This window comes from Gelidibacter japonicus (genome assembly GCF_010725055.1).
GTDB classification, from domain to species: domain Bacteria; phylum Bacteroidota; class Bacteroidia; order Flavobacteriales; family Flavobacteriaceae; genus Gelidibacter; species Gelidibacter japonicus.
In genome coordinates, this window is sequence record NZ_BJKB01000026.1 from 24,558 (window position 1) to 43,501 (window position 18,944).

18 protein-coding genes are annotated in these 18,944 nt (G+C 38.6%); all 18 read right to left on the bottom strand.

Going from position 1 to position 18,944, the window contains the following annotated elements:
• Nucleotides 1–31: 31 nt before the first annotated feature.
• Nucleotides 32–454, bottom strand: a complete 423-nt coding sequence (locus tag G6N06_RS18475) for a Fur family transcriptional regulator (RefSeq protein ID WP_163518184.1) — start codon at nt 452–454, stop codon at nt 32–34.
• 15 nt (nt 455–469) lie between these two features.
• On the bottom strand, nt 470–808 hold the full coding sequence (locus tag G6N06_RS18480; RefSeq protein ID WP_120187509.1) for a P-II family nitrogen regulator: 339 nt from the start codon (nt 806–808) through the stop codon (nt 470–472).
• A 115-nt stretch (nt 809–923) separates the two neighbouring features.
• Entirely contained in the window at nt 924–2,177 is a 1,254-nt protein-coding gene (locus G6N06_RS18485) for an efflux RND transporter periplasmic adaptor subunit (RefSeq protein WP_163518185.1), read from the bottom strand.
• A gap of 17 nt (nt 2,178–2,194) precedes the next feature.
• Nucleotides 2,195–6,610 (bottom strand): CusA/CzcA family heavy metal efflux RND transporter, encoded by a 4,416-nt coding sequence (locus tag G6N06_RS18490; protein WP_163518186.1) that lies wholly within the window; start codon nt 6,608–6,610, stop codon nt 2,195–2,197.
• A gap of 117 nt (nt 6,611–6,727) precedes the next feature.
• Nucleotides 6,728–7,123: a hypothetical protein gene (locus G6N06_RS18495; protein WP_226789943.1), complete on the bottom strand. Its 396-nt coding sequence runs from the start codon at nt 7,121–7,123 to the stop codon at nt 6,728–6,730.
• A gap of 59 nt (nt 7,124–7,182) precedes the next feature.
• Nucleotides 7,183–7,389 (bottom strand): GDCCVxC domain-containing (seleno)protein, encoded by a 207-nt coding sequence (locus G6N06_RS19950; protein ID WP_084709024.1) that lies wholly within the window; start codon nt 7,387–7,389, stop codon nt 7,183–7,185.
• The gene (locus G6N06_RS18505) at nt 7,389–7,955 is read right to left on the bottom strand and encodes a helix-turn-helix domain-containing protein (protein WP_163518187.1); all 567 of its coding nucleotides are present in this window, start codon (nt 7,953–7,955) and stop codon (nt 7,389–7,391) included. The genes G6N06_RS19950 and G6N06_RS18505 overlap by 1 nt, the downstream gene beginning before the upstream one ends.
• Nucleotides 7,956–8,217: 262 nt before the next feature.
• Complete coding sequence (locus G6N06_RS18510) at nt 8,218–10,002, bottom strand: efflux RND transporter periplasmic adaptor subunit (RefSeq protein WP_163518188.1); 1,785 nt, start codon at nt 10,000–10,002, stop codon at nt 8,218–8,220.
• Nucleotides 10,003–10,013: 11 nt separating this feature from the next.
• Nucleotides 10,014–10,496, bottom strand: a complete 483-nt coding sequence (locus G6N06_RS18515; protein ID WP_163518189.1) for a DUF305 domain-containing protein — start codon at nt 10,494–10,496, stop codon at nt 10,014–10,016.
• Nucleotides 10,497–10,516: 20 nt separating this feature from the next.
• Nucleotides 10,517–11,227, bottom strand: coding sequence for a PepSY domain-containing protein (locus G6N06_RS18520; RefSeq protein ID WP_163518190.1), 711 nt, complete (start codon nt 11,225–11,227; stop codon nt 10,517–10,519).
• Between the two features lie 25 nt (nt 11,228–11,252).
• Nucleotides 11,253–11,834: a DUF2911 domain-containing protein gene (locus tag G6N06_RS18525; RefSeq protein WP_163518191.1), complete on the bottom strand. Its 582-nt coding sequence runs from the start codon at nt 11,832–11,834 to the stop codon at nt 11,253–11,255.
• Nucleotides 11,835–12,568: 734 nt separating this feature from the next.
• The gene (locus G6N06_RS18530; protein ID WP_371865872.1) at nt 12,569–13,033 is read right to left on the bottom strand and encodes a DUF3347 domain-containing protein; all 465 of its coding nucleotides are present in this window, start codon (nt 13,031–13,033) and stop codon (nt 12,569–12,571) included.
• A gap of 52 nt (nt 13,034–13,085) precedes the next feature.
• The gene (locus G6N06_RS18535; RefSeq protein WP_163518193.1) at nt 13,086–13,538 is read right to left on the bottom strand and encodes a heme-binding domain-containing protein; all 453 of its coding nucleotides are present in this window, start codon (nt 13,536–13,538) and stop codon (nt 13,086–13,088) included.
• Nucleotides 13,539–14,168, bottom strand: a complete 630-nt coding sequence (locus G6N06_RS18540) for a DUF3347 domain-containing protein (protein WP_163518194.1) — start codon at nt 14,166–14,168, stop codon at nt 13,539–13,541. It lies immediately after the preceding gene.
• Between the two features lie 83 nt (nt 14,169–14,251).
• On the bottom strand, nt 14,252–14,437 hold the full coding sequence (locus G6N06_RS18545; RefSeq protein ID WP_163518195.1) for an SHOCT domain-containing protein: 186 nt from the start codon (nt 14,435–14,437) through the stop codon (nt 14,252–14,254).
• Nucleotides 14,438–14,455: 18 nt separating this feature from the next.
• Nucleotides 14,456–16,768 carry a multicopper oxidase domain-containing protein gene (locus G6N06_RS18550; RefSeq protein ID WP_163518196.1) on the bottom strand — a complete coding sequence of 771 codons (2,313 nt, stop codon included), beginning with the start codon at nt 16,766–16,768 and terminating at the stop codon, nt 14,456–14,458.
• A 51-nt stretch (nt 16,769–16,819) separates the two neighbouring features.
• Nucleotides 16,820–18,058 (bottom strand): TolC family protein, encoded by a 1,239-nt coding sequence (locus G6N06_RS18555; RefSeq protein WP_163518197.1) that lies wholly within the window; start codon nt 18,056–18,058, stop codon nt 16,820–16,822.
• Between the two features lie 5 nt (nt 18,059–18,063).
• A partial coding sequence (locus G6N06_RS18560) for an efflux RND transporter permease subunit (protein ID WP_163518198.1) occupies nt 18,064–18,944 on the bottom strand: 881 nt, incomplete at its 5' end.

Consider the following 18,944-nt stretch of genomic DNA (forward strand, 5'->3'; position numbering starts at 1 on the left):
TAAATGATGATTGAATTGAAAAACCTAAAACTCAACCCAAATTATCGCTGCATTTTTCGCAGATACCTTTTACCACCAAATTAATATCTTCGGTAATGTAGCCATCGGGCAAGCTGATATGCGGGATTTTATGTTCTGTTAAACAGACCGTTTCATTACAGTTGTTGCAATGAAAGTGCAAATGAAGGTCGTTGCCGACCTCGCATTCACAGTTCTCTTCGCAAAGGGCGTATTTTATAACACCTGTCCCATCCTCAATTTGATGTACAATACCTTTTTCCTCAAACGCTTTCATAGTCCTAAATAGGGTGCTTCTTTCACTGACCTTAAAATCCTTTTCCAAATCGCCAAGACTGATGGCCACCTCTAATTCTGCTAAACGCTTATAAGTCATAAGGCGCATAGCCGTAGGTCGTATCCCTTTGCTTTCAAGTAGTTGGACTATTTTTTCCATTTGTGATAAAGTGTTTTATAGGTCGTACCGTTTTAAGGAATCTCCAGTTTTAATCTGAAAGGCATCTTCAATATTTGCTATATATATAATACCATCTCCAGGCCCGTCGGTTTTGGCGTTGGCTATAATTGTTTCAATGGCCGCTTGGGCTTCCTCATTTTGGCAGACCAGTTCCAACTTAACCACTGGACTATCTGTTACGTGAAAATCCAACGACGGTCTTGCACCTTTTGATTTGAATGCGCCAGTGCCTTCTGCTTGTGAAAGGGTCATACTTTTGAACCCATTATCAGATAGTGCTTCAATGACTCTTTGGATTCGGTTCGGTTTTATAAATGCTTTTATTTCCTTCATATTATGAATTTTTTAAATTTTTAATCGATTTTGAACCGAGCCTGTTTTCTAATTTTTAACTAACCAATTAAGACGATAAACAAACTCGGAATCAAAATCTTTGATTATTATTGAATTAATGTCCGTGTTCCAGTTCGCCTTTAACCATTTCCGAAGACAGGTTATAAGCTCCTTTTATGACCACTTTGGCAACCGTTGAAACTTCGGCAGGTAAATTGACTTCAACAAAGCCCAAATCAGTAATACCAACCGTTACGGGTATCATTTTAAATTTCATTTTGTTCGCTTCCATTGCTTCATCTTCATCCAAAATAAAAATAAAGGATTGCTCGCCTTCTTTTATAATGGCAGCTTCCGGTACGGCAAAACCCTTTTTTTCGCCCTGCACTATGCGTCCTTCCACGTACATACCCGGCAACAGGTTTTTATCCTTGTTCTCAATGTCTGCAAGGACTTCCAATGCTTTTGGGTCAGTATTGAAGGTTTTGCCAACAGACCTAACGGTTGCCTTAAGCAGTTCGTCCGGACGAGAAGCCGTTGAAAAATATATCTGTTGCCCTTTCTTGATTTGCTTTATGTCCTTCTCATATACTTTGAAGTTGACATAAATCTTTGAATTATCGCTTATTGAGAACATTTTGGATTGTTGTGCCACATAATCGCCCAGACTAATCATTACTTCATCCACATAGCCACTTATGGGCGTGATAATGGGAACTGCGGAATATATTTGGCCTTCAGCCACCTTGTCCGGGTTGATGCCCAACAGTCTCAATTGGGAACGCAAACCATTGACGCTGGATGTTGTGGAACGAAATTTTGACTGCGCCATCTGAAATTCCTTGCCAGAAGAAACACCTTTATCATAAAGAGTCTGCTTACGCTCAAAATCCTGTTTCAAAAAGACCAGTTCATCATTTTTTTCCTGATAATCCTGTTGAATTGCAATGATATCTGGATGCTCAATATACGCAAGCACCTGTCCTTTGCTTACGTTATCTCCAGGTACAACTTTTATGGAACTCACATTTCCACCAACAAACGGACTGATGTTCGCCTTGTCCTGTGGGTAAAGTTCCAGCGTACCCGTTACCTTAATGTTGTTCCCTAAATTCCGTTCCTCCAGAGGTTTCATTTCCAAACCGATGGTTTCAGCCTGTTGCTTTGTAAGTTCTACAACGCCTTCTTCCTCACTATGGCCTCCTTCTTCTTCGTCGTGACCTTCTTCGCCGTGTGCATCTTCGCCACCTGCTTCGGTTTTTGATACGCCTTCAGCTTCGTTATGCCCAAGTTCAGATTTTTGGCCATCGTTACAACTCATAAACATAAGTGTAAATAATACGGTACTTACTAATAGTATATTCTTCATTTTTCTTCTTTATTATATTATAGATTACCCAACTGATATTGTACCTCAATAGATTGTTGGTTGTATTGATTGATGTATTCCAAATGTGTTTGCTTTATCCTGATGGCACTGTTAAGGATGGTTATATAGTTGACATAATCTATTTCGCCTTCCTTGGATGCCAATTCTGCGGTGGTTATTTGTTCTTCCGCCAAAAGCAATGCGCCTTCTTCATAATACTGCAATATTTTCCGCGTTTTTTCAAGGGATTTGAACAATTGCGACACCTGGCTTTCGGTGGTTGCCTTTTGTTCCAAATATTGGTTTTCTGCGACCATTGCATCTGCCTTGGCTGCCTTTATCCTCGATTTCTGCGGAAAAAACCATAACGGAATACTAATACCTGCCTGATAGGTATTGAATCCAGAAACATCATCCACTACTTGCCTTCCAAACGATAAACTGAATTTCGGTAGGAGTTGCGATTTTTCAACACCCACATTTGCTTTACTTACTTCGGCGTTCTGCAACGCATATTGCAATATTGGGTTGTTTGCTACCGAGGTAGAATCCAAATTTGCCATAAAATCCAATGGCTCGTAAAAATCGTTCACCGTTTCAATGCTTTCATCCGTTCCCAAATACTGTTTTAAAGCACGTTTGGCAATTTCAATATCATCATAGGCTTGTTGTTTTAATACTTGTATTTGCTGATATTCCGAAGATGCTGCAATAAATTCCAATTTCCCGGTTTCCCCTGTTTCATAACGCAATTCAGCAGCCTCCCTAAAATTAATATAAACACTATCCAGCTGTTCTGCAAAACGCAACTGTGCCTTGTAATAATTAATTTGGTCATAGGCTTGCATCACATTGCGCACCAACTGTTGTTCATTGGCCACATAAAACTTTTCTCCCAAGGCAATACGCTCTTTGTAAAACTTCGATTTTGAAAATCCTGAAAGCAAATCAATGTTGCCCTGTTGCACACCAATGGTAGTCTGTACTCCGGGAAGATTATTGCCATATTCTTCCTTTCCCGTAAAAACTTGCGTACTGCCCAAGTCGAAACTTGTGCCTTTCATAGCCTGTTCACGTTCTATAAAGGCTTGACTTTCTTTAAGAGAAGGATAATTCTGTTTTGCCAAAGCGATGGCCTCATCCACGGTCAAGGTTTTTGGAATTGTTCCATCTGCATTGGTGTCTTGGGCAAAAGCAGTTCCAGAAGCCATCAAACCGCCAACCATCAATAATACGGTTACAATGTTAGTTGATTTGTTGACATAGCTTATAGCTCCATCGTTATTGTTTCGTTCTTTTCTCGATTCGAGCCAGTAATAAAGAATAGGAATAACCACCAAGGTCAGAAAGGTTGCCGTAAGCATTCCTCCAATCACTACTGTTGCCAATGGTCGTTGTACTTCGGCACCACCAGAGGTGGAAACCGCCATTGGGATAAAGCCCATAATTGTTGTAATGGCTGTCAATAAAATTGGACGTAAACGTTCGTGCGTAGCTTCGTATATACGTTTTTTTATATCTGTCATTCCACTGTCTTTTAGTTCATTGAATTTGTTTATAAGAATCAAGCCGTTTAATACGGCAACTCCGAAGAGTACGATAAACCCGACTCCCGCCGAAATACTGAAAGGCATTCCACGAATCCACAAAACGAAAACGCCACCTATGGCTGCCAAAGGTACCGCCATATAGATCATCAAGGCTTGTGAAAATGAATTCAAAGCAAAGTAAAGCAGAACAAATATTGTTATTAAAACGATTGGGACTACGATCATCAATCGGTCTGACGCACGTTGCAGGTTTTCAAATGACCCTCCGTAAGTAACATAATATCCCGGTGGCAGTTTCACTTCCGTTTCCAGTTTTTGCTGAATCTCCTCAACCATCGATTTTACATCTCGCCCACGAACATTGACACCAACCGAAATACGCCGCGAGGTATTGTCCCTTGAAATCTGCATTGGTCCTGGTTTGTAACTGATGTCCGCGACTTCCTTTAAAGGCACTTGCGCTCCGTTTGGCAAATCGATATACAAATTCTTAAGGCTGTTGATGTCTTGCCTAAAGTCTTCCGCCAAACGAATGACTACATCAAAGCGTTTTTCGCCCTCAAAAATCACACCTGCGGCTTCTCCTGAAAACGATGCACTCACATAATCATTCAGCTTGTCAACGGTTACTCCGTATTGAGCCATTTTTGCGCGGTTATACACCACGGTCATTTGGGGCAAACCACTTGTAGCCTCTACGTTAAGGTCTGCAGCACCCGGAACTTTCCGTATGACCGCAGCAATTTCCTGAACCTTATCTGCCAACACGTTTAAATCTTCTCCATATAATTTGATGGCTACGTCCTCACGAACGCCAGTCAGCAATTCATTAAATCGAAGTTCAACAGGTTGTGTAAACACAAAGTTTACACCAGGCACTACTGAAATTTTTTCTTGTATTTTTTCTATGAGCTCCTCCTTACTATCTGCGGAAGTCCATTTACTCTTGTCTTTTTCAAGAATAATGTAACTATCCGCAATATCCATAGGCATTGGGTCTGTTGGTATTTCGGCCACACCAATCCTTGAAACTACCGTTTTTACTTCTGGAAATTCATTGATTAAATTCTGAAGTTTTTTTGAAGCCTCAATAGATTCTGTAAGACTGCTCCCTGGTTTTATCAAGGCTTGAAAGGCAATATCGCCTTCATCAAATTTCGGGACAAATTCTGCTCCCATATTGCTAAATACAAATCCTGCAATTAATAGCAATGAAACCGCTCCTATAACCACACCAGCCCTAAAGCGAAGTGCAAAATTAAGTATGGGTAGATACGCGCGATTTAAAAAATCCATAATTTTATCGCTTATCCTATCCATCTGGTTTTCAAATTTGGCAAACCAACTATTTTGATTTTTAGCAGGTTTTAAAAATAAGGACGACATCATTGGTACGTAGGTAAGGCAAAGAATAATTGCCCCTAAAACGGCAAATCCAAAAGTGAATGCCATAGGTCGAAACATTTTTCCTTCTACACCTGTCAAAAACAGAATCGGTGTGAAAACAATGAGTACGATTAATTGACCGAAAAAGGCAGAATTCATCATTTTACTTGCAGAATCGTAGGTTATTTCATCCATCTCGGATTGTCCTATGATAGCCTTGGATTTTTTCATCCGTTGATGTATGTGGAAAACCGTACCCTCAACTATAATTACCGCACCGTCAACAATAATCCCAAAATCAATTGCACCCAATGACATCAGGTTTGCCCAAATGCCAAATTGTTTCATCAAAATAAATGCAAATAATAAGCACAAAGGGATTATCGAAGCAGCTATCAATCCTCCACGGAAGCTCCCCAAAAGCAAGACCAAAACAAATATAACAATAAGCGCTCCTTCTATTAGGTTTGTTTTTACGGTACTTGTGGTTCTTCCTATCAATTCACTTTGACTTAAAAACGTATCTATGTAAACGCCTTCCGGTAAGGATTTTTGGATTTCTACAATGCGCTTTTCAACATTTTCTATAACGTTACTTGGACTTTCGCCTTTCAGCATCAGTATTTGTCCACCAACAGATTCGTGGCCATCTTGGGTAAACGCACCATATCGCACCTGATTCCCATAGCCCACTTTTTCAGCGACATCCCGCACTAAAACAGGGCTTCCGTTTTGTGTGGTTACAACGGTGTTTTCCAAATCTTCAATGCTACGCGCCAAACCTTCTCCGCGAATGAAATTTGCTTGGTGGTTTTTCTCGATATAAGCACCACCTGTATTGGCATTGTTCACTTTCAGGGCTTCAAAAACCTGATTCATTGTAATGCCAAAACTTTTTAATTTATCAGGATTTATGGCCACTTCATATTGTTTCACATACCCTCCAAAAGCATTGACCTCGACGACTCCGGGGACTAATGCCATTTGTCGTTTTACAATCCAATCCTGTATGGTACGAAGCTCCATAGCATCGTATTTATCTTCGTAGCCTTCTTTTACTTTTAGGGTGTATTGGTAGATTTCGCCCAGACCCGTAGTTATTGGTGCCATAAATGGTGTGCCGAAGCCTTCGGGGATTTCTCCAGCAACTTCGGTTAATTTCTCCTGCACCAATTGCCGGGGAAGATAAGTACCTGCCTCGTCCTTAAAAACAATGGTAACCACAGAAAGACCAAAACGGGAAACGGAACGCAGCTCGATAACGTCAGGAAGGTTTGCCATTGCCAATTCTACCGGATAGGTAACAAATTGCTCAATGTCTTCAGTACCTAAATTTGGGGCAACTGTAATAACCTGTACTTGGTTGTTGGTAATATCGGGTACAGAACCCAGATTTATAGTGGCCATAGACCAAATGCCCGTACCTACAAGTGCCACTATAAAGAGCCCAATAATAAACTTGTTATTAATGGAAAATGAAATGATTTTGTTAATCATAGAAAAAGTATTAATTCAGTTTAAACATCGCAATGCAAAGAGATGCAATGCGTTTATGATGCGATACTTACTTTTAAAAGCATCACGGTAGGATATAGCTATCCTAAAAAAACTGAATTATACTTTAGGGGGTTGGAAAAGCGATTCCAGATATCTGGAAGTGAAGTTTACTTTATGTAAGTTAAACTGTTTTTTCTCTTCAAACTTTAGTCGATTGGTTAAAGCCGAATTGTTGTTCGCAATAATTAATACTAAAGGGTGACAACATTGATGATGGGAATGGACTGGTGTATTCTCCTTATCTGGGTTATTATGATGCCCTTCATTTTTTGCATCATTGTCAATGTAATCTTCAACTACATATTCAAGGAAAGAGTCTCCATAAACTTTATGGTCTTGATAATGGGTAATAATGCTTGAAATTTCTTTAATTGGTCCACAAAAGTCCATATCAATGCTAATTCCCTGAAAAAAGAATAAAATTGACATTGATATGGAAAAGAATATTTTCATAAATTTTGACAAAGATACAAATTAATCGATGCACAGGTTGTGCAAAGATTATTCAGATGTTAGCAACAATATTTATTTTCTTGAATTGGTGGACAAGGAACTGTTCCATAAGAACAAAACACACAACAATCTCCATCATAAGGCTTCAAGACTGTTTTACAATTCTCACACTCGTAAAAGAATTGACAAGCGTTTGTTGGCATCTCTTCTACTTTTTTGTGTCCGCAGTTTGGACAGGTAATCTCTGATTTTAATTGAATTTTCATCAAATCTCATCTAATGACTTACGGTTTTTGTCAATTGCTTTTTTAAACTGTGAAGGTGTCATTCCTGTAACTTTTTTAAATTGGTTACTCAAATAGGCCACACTACTGTAATTCATTTTAAAGGCTATTTCACTCAAAGTTAATTCATCATAAACTATTAGTTCCTTGACACGTTCAATTTTTTGGTTGATGATGTATTGCTCAAACGTGATACTTTCTACCGATGAGAATAGAGAACTTAAATATTTATAATCAAGATGAATATTCTCGCTTATATAATCTGCCCATTTAAAATCCAGCCCCTCGGAAGAATGATGAACTTTATCTACAACTAATGTTTTCATCTGTTCAATAAGTTGACTTTTACGGTCGTCAATCAAACTAAATCCTGAGTTTTGAAGCGCTTTGCAAAGACCGTCCTTGATATTTGCACTTAATGCTGAAACCAATTTAACCTCCCCCAATTTGATAGAAACATACGGTATTTCAAGTTGTTCCAAAATATTGGATACTGCCGAGATACATCTAGGGCAGACCATATTTTTAATATGGATAATCTCATTCATATAATACTCGTTTCAAAATAACGTTAATCCTGATTTGTATAAAGAATAGTAAACAGCAGCTATTGCAGTAACCACAAAAATCAATACTATCACAACTAAAGCTACAATTTTATCTTTTTTTGTAATATCACTTTTGGGCTGATGCTTTTTCCTTTCATTTTTTCTTCTATTTCTCCTGCTTTCACTCATTATCGTTCGCCGTGATAAAACCAAGATTACTTTATGGTCTTATTCAGATTACAAAATCAGTTCAGAATTATTTCTATTTTATCGTCACACTTACCTCACCACATTTTAACATTGCTGCTCCATAATATGGGTTGCGAATTTCTGTTTCTAAACTTAACCAGACCGCACCTTTGTCATTATTGGCCATTGGACAAAACTCAACATACACTTTCTGATCGATACCAAAAAGCTGCACACTACTGATCATATGGGCAGAAAGGTGCTTGAAATGGTCTCTTTGTGTAGCGATTTCCGAAGTACTCTCAATAGCACTTGCAGAGGCCTTTAGCTCGTTTTGAATTGTCATCCAATGGTTGTGCGCTTCTTCATCAGATAACAATTTCATGTCAACTTTATTTAAGGATTGGTTCATTCTCTTTCCTGCTTGTTGAGCATTTGTGGGATCATCATTTACGAGAGCATCTTTCAAAAGAATATAATCATCAAAAACCTGTTTTAATTGATTCTGAAACTTGTTCGAAACGGCAATCCTTTCTTTCATTTCTGAATGATCGGTTGTTCCTGAATTGTCTGACTGCACTCCCAAATGACCTTCATGACCAGTCATTGTCTTACCTCCTTCTGCATTCATCATGCTTTTCTTGCCCTGTAACTGAGCCGCTGCATCTACGGTAAATGTGCCATTGGCAACCACTTCTTCCCCATTGGACAAACCGTCAACAATAGTATAATTGTCTCCGTTTTTTGCGCCCAAGGTCACTTCCCGCATCTCGAAAATGGGTTCGTTAGGATTGGTTTTCACATATACCAAAGATCTGTTCCCCGTCCAAAGCACGGCGGAAGCTGGAATGCTTATCAAGGATTTATTATCAGCATTTTTTGGCATCTGCACTTTGGATGTAACAAACATTCCAGGTTTAAAAAGTCCATCTTTATTATTTAAATTTGCTCTTACTGAAATAATTCTGGATTGGGTATTCAAAATCGGGTCAATAAAAGATACCGTAGCCTCAAATTCCTGGTTGGGATAAGCATTGGAGGTTACCGTTAATTTCTGCCCCTTCGTCAGCTGTGAAATCTGATTTTCATAAGCATCAAACATTGCCCATACAGTTCCCAGATCACTGACTTTCACAATGGGTTGTCCCTGTTTAACGTAGTCTCCTTCCTCCACCATCTTTTCTGAAACCGTACCGGAAACCGTCGCATAAATGGGGAAATTCTCTTGTATTTTTCCAGTAGACTCGATTTGATCGATTTGGCTTTCCGAAAGTTTCCACAGTTTTAATTTATTTTGGACCGCTTGATATAAAGTAGGTTGTGATTCTTTCATTGAGGCCGCGGTTAAAAGTTCTTGTTGTGCTGCAACAAGAGCCGGAGCGTAGATGGTTGCCAATAATTGTCCTTTTCGGACTTTTTCACCAGTAAAACTGACGTTCAGTTTCTCTATACGGCCTTCAAAGTAGCTGGCCTGAACCGCATTAGTTTCTTCATTGGGCATAATCTTCCCAGAAAGCAACAAGGAGTTTCCCTCCGTTTCAGAGACATTTCCTACCTTAACAGTTTGAATATTGGATAGAGCCATCGCATTATTGGTCATCTTTATCTCATTCAGAGCAAGGCCTTCACCTCCTGATTCCGCAGGTATTAAGTCCATTCCACAAATAGGACAATCTCCCGGTTCTGGTTGCATGATTTGTGGATGCATGGAACAAGTCCACATTTGATTAGAAGCAATTTCTTCTGAATGATCGTGGTCTGCTGTGGTATTGTTTGAAGTCTCACCACCAAACAACAGAAAGCCTCCCAACATGCCAATAATCAAGGCAACACCTATGTAAATGATATTTTTTTTCATTGTTTATTTTATTATTTATTATTCTCTAATCGTTTAATCATTGCTTTCATTTCTGCAATTTCTTTTTCCTGTGCTTTTATTATGTCTTCAGCCAATTTCTTAACTTCCGGATCTTTAATGTCCGCTCGTTTACTGGTTAAGATGGCGATAGAGTGATGCGGAATCATAGCTTTCATCCAGAGTACATCGCCAATAATGGGAGCTTGAGCTCTAACAAGTCCTAATGCACTTGTGAATAGTATGATACTTCCCAATACAATTGCAATATTTTTCTTTTTGTTTTGATACATCTTACGCATTGCCACAAACATTATAATGGCCATGGCAGCTATACCCAAACAGCTCATATAAAACCGAGTAAGACTGAAATAAACATGATCTATTTGATAAGTGTTTAGGTACATAGTAATATACATTGCAAGAAAAGATGCGGCGAGCATCAAAATGAATTTTGTATAATTGCCTTTGCTTGGGTGTTGATTTGAATGTTCCATCGTTTTCGAGTTTTTGGTTATTATTTACTTACTTTCTTTTTTATTTTTCTAATCGTCGGAGAGGAAGTGTACCACAGCAGGAATCCACTTAGCACTGTAATTAATCCCAGGAGAGAAAACACTCTTAACACAATGGTATTGAAATTGTCGCGCGTGTCATAATCCATTGTGTGGGTCATCCACAAAAAGTCGAACCATCGCCATGCTCGATGTCTTACGGTCTGGAATTTTGCATCGTTTACCGATACATAAGCCTTTAGGGCTTCATCGGTATCATACGAAATAACGTAGGCAGGCAATAGCTTTTCCCGATATTCGTGATAGTCGTCCACTTCGGTTATTTTTTGAATATTTGCCACTTTCATACCTTCTTTCATATAATTTTTGGCTACAGATAAGGCTTCTTCTTCGGAAATATATTTTTTAGCTTCCCCAGTTTTCGCATTGTACAATTGTTGTTTGTTTACCCAGTAATAAGGCTCTGTGTTGATCTCTCTTATTTCGATACTTCTAATGCTTTCAGAACTATTTATTTTTGAAGGGCTTATGAGATCATCAAACGCCTTTGGCACATAATCTAAATTGCGAAATTGATCACCATGAATATCGTCTATGTTCGTCCAACTAAAATACATTCCGCTGATGGTCCAAAACAGAAATTGTATCCCTAAAAAGAGTCCCAAATATCTATGGGTTTTTCGTATTTTGATTGCTGTTTTCCTCTTTACCATTTATTGATTTGATTGAAAATTGAAACTAACATTGAAAATTAAAGCTAACAATGACCTTTTCCCAAGCAAGTGATATCGTTCCTTCTTTGTCATTAGCTTTCACAATCTTATATTCTAAGTGTTCTATTATTTCATTTGAAATTTTTGGCTTCACTTTAAATCGTAAAACATCGTTCTTTTCATTGTAATCATCTTTCCCGTGTTGATCCCAATCGGAATTAAAAATAATGGTCCATTCATCTTTTGAAGGAATAACGAAAAATCCATATTTTCCAGCAGGTAACACAATATCATTTATAATTAAATCATTGTTGGTTTCTATCCAAGTCGCCATATGTGCACCAGCTTGCCACACCTGATCGTAAGCCAACAGACCTCCAAAGATCATTCTATCCCTAACGCCAGGTGATGAATAATCGATACGTATTTTAGTATCCCCCAATATTCCCAATGTTGAAGTATGTGGACTTAATACTTTTTGTGGTGGCTTCGATATAATTTCAGTTTGCGATTGTTCAGGAATTATTTCAATTTCCTTTTCTTCTTGTTTGCAGGCCGTCAAAACAAGGGTACATAACAATAGGCTCAAAGGGATGCGTAGTCTCATAAGGTTTATTTTTTTGCTTTTATTTCTTTGAAAATGATTTTTCATTATTTATTCGAATTTTAAAATCGAAAGAAGCAACTTCTTTCATAACCATAGGGCAAGTTCTCCCGACCATTTGGTTTATTACCTTGGCATAAACATAAATTTCTGTCGTAAAACCAAACTATCAACGTGATCATCATTGTGCCTAACAAAGAGAAAGGCCTAACTAATAAACCAACAAAATAGATTTTCCCTTTCTCTTATTAGGACTTAGTTTTTATTCTTGACTTGTAAATAATTCAGGAACAACTATAAGCGTTGATTTATTTTACAATTTTACAGCCGGTTTTATTTTTAAAACTTCTAAATTTTGACAGTCCAATCCGAAGAGCTAAAAACACCTGAAATGAGGGACAAACACTATCAACCAATTAACTAAACATCTACCCCTCAAAATCAAGTATTTATCAATAAACTTCTCTTCATCATAAATTCATAATGGTCTTTGGTAGTCAGGCATATACAAAAGACTTCAAACATTTAATCGTTCTTACTATTTGGTGTCATTCAATGAAATCAACTTTTAAAGTTAAAAATATATTGTGCCTGAAATGGGAAGGTTTTAGCACTGACTATCAAAAATGTGCTCCTTCCCCCGACAGGACTTACTATCCTGATATCCTAAGCATCCTATAATCTTCTGTTAACTAATAAACCAGAATATCGATTAAGGATGTTCAAGGAATGGATATCTATTGAATAGTTTTTTGAACTTTTCCGCATTTAAGCATGCCACTACCGTAATACGGATTTCTAACTTCCTTACTTGTACTTAACCACGCGCTACCTTTATCATACATTGGACAAAATTGTTCGTACAAAGTGTTTTTTGTCCCTGTAATGGCCACCATATCTGTAATATCCTTACTCAACATCTTAAAGTGCTCCCGTTGATGGTCTATGGCACTTTTGGCAATATGTTCTGCGTGTTCGGTAGCTGCTTCAATAATATCGGCTAGCTCTTTTTTATCTTCCTTTGAATATTTACTCAAATCAAACGCCTTAAGAGCGGCAACCAACTTAGTGCCAGATTGTGCCGCTTTTTTAGCGTCATCTCCTACCAAAGCATCTTTTAAACTAAAGTAGTCACTTAATATGGCTTCTGATTTTACGTCGCCACTTTGTGCATTTGCAAAAGAAACTACTAACAATAGCATTGCTGCCATACTCATTTTTAATTTTTTCATTTTTATTGTATTTAATTATTGTTTATAAACTGTCTTTTAATTGTGTGATAAACTTGTTCATTTCTACTACCTCTTCCTTCGTAAAAATGGCATCTTTATGAATCAAGGTATAAGAGTGCAAAGGCATTTCGCCACTTTCAATTTGTTTGATAATTGACCGTAACTTACTTTTCTTTCTTCGGTTGGATAAGGAATCCCATTCGCTGAAATTAAGTTCAGCCTTACCTTCTTTGATATGATCCTCCAAAAACCAAGCAGCAGGTTGAATCTTATTATACCAAGGGTATTGTGTATTGTTACTGTGGCAATCATAGCAGGAAACCTGTAACTTTTTCTGAATAGTTTCAGGAACATTATTGACCCGCATAAAATCAGTTGCTGGAACAATGCTGCTTTGATTGCGTTCTGTGGGAATAAACTGAATCCCCACAAACGCTACCAGTAATATTATTGCTATGGTTTTTACAATTCTCATTTAGTTAATCTCCTTTTGTACTTCCCCGCAATTCAACATTTTACTTCCGTAATAAGGGTTTTTAATGTCCTTGCTCAAACTTAACCAGGCACTACCTCCATCATACATTGGGCAAAACTGTTGGTATAGGGTGTTCTTTGTTCCTGTAATAGCAACCATATCGGTTACATCTTTGCTCAACACTTTAAAATGCTCTCGTTGGTGATCTATGTCGCTTTCAGAAATATGCTCAGCATGCTCAACAGCATCTTCAATAATATCTGTTAACTCTGTTTTTTGCGAATCTGTATAATTTGAAACATCAAGATTCCCGAAACTCAATGCTATTACCGCTCCAAGTTCTTTGGCTTTTGCATTATCATCTGCAACCAAAGCGTCCTTAAGATTGAAGTAGTCATTTAATACGGCTTGTGGACTACCATCACTACCCATAGCCATTTCTTTTTTCTCTCCATCGTGATGACCATCACCGTTATCGTGATTCATTTTTGAATGATCTTCTCCACTATTCATTTCTGAATGATTTCCGTCAGTACGGTCTTGTTCTTTGTTGCTGTCCTTACAAGACACAGCTGTTAAGGTCATAAATGCTATTGCAACTATACCTAATGTTGATTTTAATCTGCTCATTTTGTTTTTGATTTTAATTATTGATATTTGATTTAAATTTTGTTGTAACGCTACAGGCAACTTAATTATCTTCTTGTTCCTATCTATTTTGATTCTATGTTTTGCTTAATTTCTTCATATTCCTCTTTGGTTATTTCTCCTTTTGCGTACCTCTCATTCAATACGTCCATAGCCTTTGAGCTTTTATTTATTTTCTTGCCTCTTGCATAAATAAGAACACCTATAACTATAACACCAAAAACGATTAAAAAATCCCAATTGTAGTCCATAATTTTATTTTTTAATTATTAAAATCTCACCGTTAGCCCACCACCTGCACCAAAACGGTTGTCGTAGCTTGCCATCAATGAAAAGTCTCGTGATAAATAATATTCCACTCCCGCATTCCAGACAATTTCCTTTGCGTAATTATTTCCGAAGGGAAGGCTATCAACCCATCCAAAATCTGCCTGATATTCATACCTTCCAAAAATGGCTGTTCTTGGAAAAATCAATAGTTCACGGGTCAAGCTAATTTGTGGTCTCAATTTGCTGTCGATACGGACATCAAGATTGAACAGATACGGTGTTAAAAATCGAATCCCGGCGATAGCGGTGGTCGAAATATCATCCATACTGTCTGCCATTTCATTTTCAGCTTTCACCCCACCGAACACTCTAAAATAATCATGTAGATAACGCTCATAGGTCACTTCGGCTTCCAAATTTTGGTTCCAGCCGTATTCTGCGGAAATATTGAATTGGTTTCGAATATTGGATGTAACAAACTTAAATGAAGCCATATGTGAGGCTGCCTCAAGCATCGACCAAGCATAAAACTCGTCTGCTTCCTTGATTAAATGCTTTACTGGATGTTCTTCCATTCTTGGGTCACGTGGCGTCTCATAACTCACCACTCGTGCCATTCCACTCATCATATGATATAAGATATGACAGTGAAAAAACCAATCACCATGTTCGTCGCCTTCGTTTCCGCTGAATTCGATGGTCACTTCTTGCATCGGCGCAACATTAACGGTATGTTTTAAAGGGGAGTATTCCCCATTTTCATTGACAACTCTGAAAAAATGACCGTGCAAGTGCATGGGATGATGCATCATGGTAAGGTTATTAAAAGTTATCCGAGTTATCTCTTTTCCACTTATTTTAATATCATCTGTCTCACTTAATGGAACGCCGTTCATACTCCAGATATATCGGTTCATATTTCCTGTGAGGTTCAAAAGGATTTCCTTAACAGGAAGTTCTTTATCATAGGTCGTTGGTTCTGGCGATTTCAGATAGTCATAATTGTATTCTGAAAACATACTCATACCTTCCATTCCTGAATGGTCCATTGCCATTCCCTTTTCAGCTTCAGTGGAATCCTTTTTCATTGCCATTTTGGAATGATCCATTTTGGAATGATCCATTTTCTCATCCATAGCAGCCTCTTTGGAAGTTTCCATCTTCATTTCATCCATTTGCATTCCGTATTCTTCCTTCATTTCATAGCGCTCATCCTTTTTTGGACGGAATTTCAAAGCGTGGGCCCCCATTTTCATATCCATTTTTGCCATCTCCTGCATCATCTCAATCTTATCAGGTTTTGCTATAATTTCTGCAGGAAGCACCTCTCCTTTTCCAAAATACGCTGTAGCTATCCCAGAACCATCCTGTGCCATTGCCCGTAACTCAATCTTCCCATGATGAGGAATAGTGATTATAAAATCATAGGTTTCGGCTGTAGCTATGAAAGTTTTAGGATGTTCAACGGGAACAACATCAACCCCATCAGCAGATACTAATAAAGGCTTTTCCCCTCCAATGGTCATCCAAAACTGAGAGGAAGCAGAACCGTTTATGACTCGTAATCGTACCTTCTCACCTGGTTTATAATTAGGATATTCTTGAGTTTTCTCTCCATTGACCAAAAATGCGGGATAATACACGTCGGCAATGTCTGCGCCACCCATCCGTTGTCTCCAGAAATCGAGCTGTGCACTGAACGCACCACGGGCAATGACCTTATTCAAAGGTGTTGCCGTTCCCTTCTTCATTTGATACCATTCGTTACCGCGCTTAAGATTTTGCATGATGCGGTGCGGATTTTCATTGGTCCAATCAGATAACATGACAATTAAATCATGGTCATAATCCAAGGTTTTTTCCTTTGGATGGATCAGCAAGGAACCAAAAACGCCACTTTGCTCTTGGAGCATGGTGTGGGAGTGGTACCAATACGTTCCCGACTGTCTGATAGGAAATTCATATTTAAATGTGGTTCCAGCTTTAATTGGAGGTGTTGTCAAATAAGGTACACCGTCAAAAAAATTGGGTAACAAGAGTCCGTGCCAGTGAATTGAGGTTTCAACGCTCATTTCATTTTTCACGTAAATCACCGCATATTCGCCTTCGGTAAATTCCAAGGTTGGTCCTGGAATGGTTCCATTGACGGTCATTCCCTTAACCTGTTTTCCGGTTTTATTGATCAATTCGTCTTTGATCACCAAGGTATATTCACGAACCGGTAGATTATCACGATTGCCTTCTACTATTTGTGCAGATAATTGGCTACAACCTATTAAAAGCAGTATTGTAAAGAATTTTAGATGGTTCATTGTTCTGTTTTTTAAAATTATTAGGTAACCGATTTCATTGATAAATAGTTATCAATTCGTTCCCGTAAAATAATCAATGATGCTCACTTGATGAAAATATGCACCGATCGCATCGATACGATTCAATTGAAAATTCAACTGCAATTCCTGCACATCCAAAACCTCTCTAAAATCTATAGTGCCCGTCTCATAGTTTTTAAACAATATTTCGGTCGCGTTATCTGCTTGTTTCAAATTCTTGTCCTGAGTTTCCAAACTGATACGCGCTGCATTCCTGCCTCTAACCGCGGTTTGCAATTGTGCAATCAAGGAATTTTGGGAAGCTTGCTTTTGAACCTCCAAGGCTTCATGTTGGATTTTGTTCTGTTTTGCGATGGATTTATATTTCTTATTGAATATTGGTATCGAAAGTGTTACCATTGGCATCAACATATTTGGCGCTTCGTTGTATAGCATATACTCCATCCCTACACCAAACCCCGGCGCACTCTCTTTTTTATTGAGCGCATCGGCCTGGGAAACCACCTTGTTCAGTTCCTCAAATTTTCGCAATTCTGGATGCAAACTAAGACTGGCAAAATCAATGTCACTATCCTTTTCGGGCATGATTAAGCTATCTACAATTGAGATCTGGGCTATTTCATCGCGGTTCATTATTTTATTGAAAGCCGTCAGTTCTGCGGCGTAATCCTGCTCCAACACTAATTTTCGTTCCATCAGCTCATTTTGTCGCATCTGCAGTCGCAACACCGAAACCGCAGAAGTTTGTCCCACCTCCACCGAGGTTAATGCCATCCGCTCATAAACCTGTAGAAGTTGAATATTTGAATCCAAAACCTCTTGCTTTTTAGTTATTTTATATAAGCGGTAATAGGATTGTGACAAAACCATGGCGATTTTTCTTTTGGCGATTTCGATCTCCAAAAAATCCGCATCGGCCATTGCCGCGGCATAGTCGCCACGAGCAGAAACAGTTCCAAACCAAGGCAGCATTTGCATCACTGAAAACTGTCCTTGTTGCATCATGGGCATCTCGCTTCCGATCATATACCCTCCTGAAAACTCGGTATCGGGAAGTGTGTTGGTCTCCGATATCTTTTCCGTAGAAATTGCATATTGCTTTTCTACGGCCTGAATATTCGGATTGTTATTTATAGCCTCTTCAATATAGGTTTCCAATTGCTGACCTTGAGAAGACCAACCAAAAAATAGCAGCGCAACAAGACATAATCCTCCAAAGCGGAACTGCTGAAAACGCAAACGAATGGTTGTATTTAAATTTAGATTCATTATTTCTATTGTTTTTTAAGAATTCTTAGCCGTCTTTTCAATTTTGCTTCGCGTCTCCAACTGAAGAGTACAGGAACTACAAAAAGCGTAATCAGCGCAATCAACATGCCGCCAAAACTCGGAATGGCCATCGGGATCATGATATCACTTCCCCGGCCGGTAGAGGTCAAAACTGGCAACAAGGCCAAAATAGTGGTGGCCGTAGTCATCAAAGCGGGACGTATCCTTTTATTTCCTGCTTCTACCACTGAAGCACGGATTTCCTTGACATCTTCAGGGTCGTTTTTATCAAAGGTTTGGGTGAGATACGTTGCCATCACCACACCATCATCCGTAGCAATCCCGAAGAGGGCAATAAATCCTACCCAGACGGCCACACTCAGGTTTATGGGATGCATTTGGAACATCTCCCGCAAGTTTTCTCCAAAAAAGGTGAAATTTAGGAACCAATCCTGACCGTAAAACCAGATCAGCAAAAATCCTCCGGCAAAAGCAACGGTGATTCCTGAAAATACTATCAGTGAAGTAAATACAGAACGGAACTGGAAATAAAGGATTAAAAAGATGATCCCCAAGGCCAGAGGCACGATCACGGAAAGTGTTTTCTCGGCGCGCAATTGGTTTTCATAAGTTCCCGTAAATTGATAATTGATCCCTTTTGGAACAGTGAGTTCTCCATTTTCAATCTTTTTTTGAATTAAGGCCTGTGCATTCTCCACGACATTGACTTCTGCGTAACCTTCCAATTTATCGAACAAGACATAACCCACCAAAAATGTGTCCTCACTTTTGATCATCTGCGGCCCCTGCTCGTAGCGTATTTCTACAAGTTCTCCCAATGGTACTGGATTGCCTTTTTCTACCGGCACATAGATATTCTTAAGAT

Coding starts and splice junctions, on each gene's coding strand:
- G6N06_RS18475 (WP_163518184.1), bottom strand. CDS start 454: ATGGAAAAAATAGTCCAACTACTTGAAAGCAAAGGGATACGACCTACG.
- G6N06_RS18480 (WP_120187509.1), bottom strand. CDS start 808: ATGAAGGAAATAAAAGCATTTATAAAACCGAACCGAATCCAAAGAGTC.
- G6N06_RS18485 (WP_163518185.1), bottom strand. CDS start 2,177: ATGAAGAATATACTATTAGTAAGTACCGTATTATTTACACTTATGTTT.
- G6N06_RS18490 (WP_163518186.1), bottom strand. CDS start 6,610: ATGATTAACAAAATCATTTCATTTTCCATTAATAACAAGTTTATTATT.
- G6N06_RS18495 (WP_226789943.1), bottom strand. CDS start 7,123: ATGAAAATATTCTTTTCCATATCAATGTCAATTTTATTCTTTTTTCAG.
- G6N06_RS19950 (WP_084709024.1), bottom strand. CDS start 7,389: ATGAAAATTCAATTAAAATCAGAGATTACCTGTCCAAACTGCGGACAC.
- G6N06_RS18505 (WP_163518187.1), bottom strand. CDS start 7,955: ATGAATGAGATTATCCATATTAAAAATATGGTCTGCCCTAGATGTATC.
- G6N06_RS18510 (WP_163518188.1), bottom strand. CDS start 10,002: ATGAAAAAAAATATCATTTACATAGGTGTTGCCTTGATTATTGGCATG.
- G6N06_RS18515 (WP_163518189.1), bottom strand. CDS start 10,496: ATGGAACATTCAAATCAACACCCAAGCAAAGGCAATTATACAAAATTC.
- G6N06_RS18520 (WP_163518190.1), bottom strand. CDS start 11,227: ATGGTAAAGAGGAAAACAGCAATCAAAATACGAAAAACCCATAGATAT.
- G6N06_RS18525 (WP_163518191.1), bottom strand. CDS start 11,834: ATGAGACTACGCATCCCTTTGAGCCTATTGTTATGTACCCTTGTTTTG.
- G6N06_RS18530 (WP_371865872.1), bottom strand. CDS start 13,033: ATGCTATTGTTAGTAGTTTCTTTTGCAAATGCACAAAGTGGCGACGTA.
- G6N06_RS18535 (WP_163518193.1), bottom strand. CDS start 13,538: ATGAGAATTGTAAAAACCATAGCAATAATATTACTGGTAGCGTTTGTG.
- G6N06_RS18540 (WP_163518194.1), bottom strand. CDS start 14,168: ATGAGCAGATTAAAATCAACATTAGGTATAGTTGCAATAGCATTTATG.
- G6N06_RS18545 (WP_163518195.1), bottom strand. CDS start 14,437: ATGGACTACAATTGGGATTTTTTAATCGTTTTTGGTGTTATAGTTATA.
- G6N06_RS18550 (WP_163518196.1), bottom strand. CDS start 16,768: ATGAACCATCTAAAATTCTTTACAATACTGCTTTTAATAGGTTGTAGC.
- G6N06_RS18555 (WP_163518197.1), bottom strand. CDS start 18,058: ATGAATCTAAATTTAAATACAACCATTCGTTTGCGTTTTCAGCAGTTC.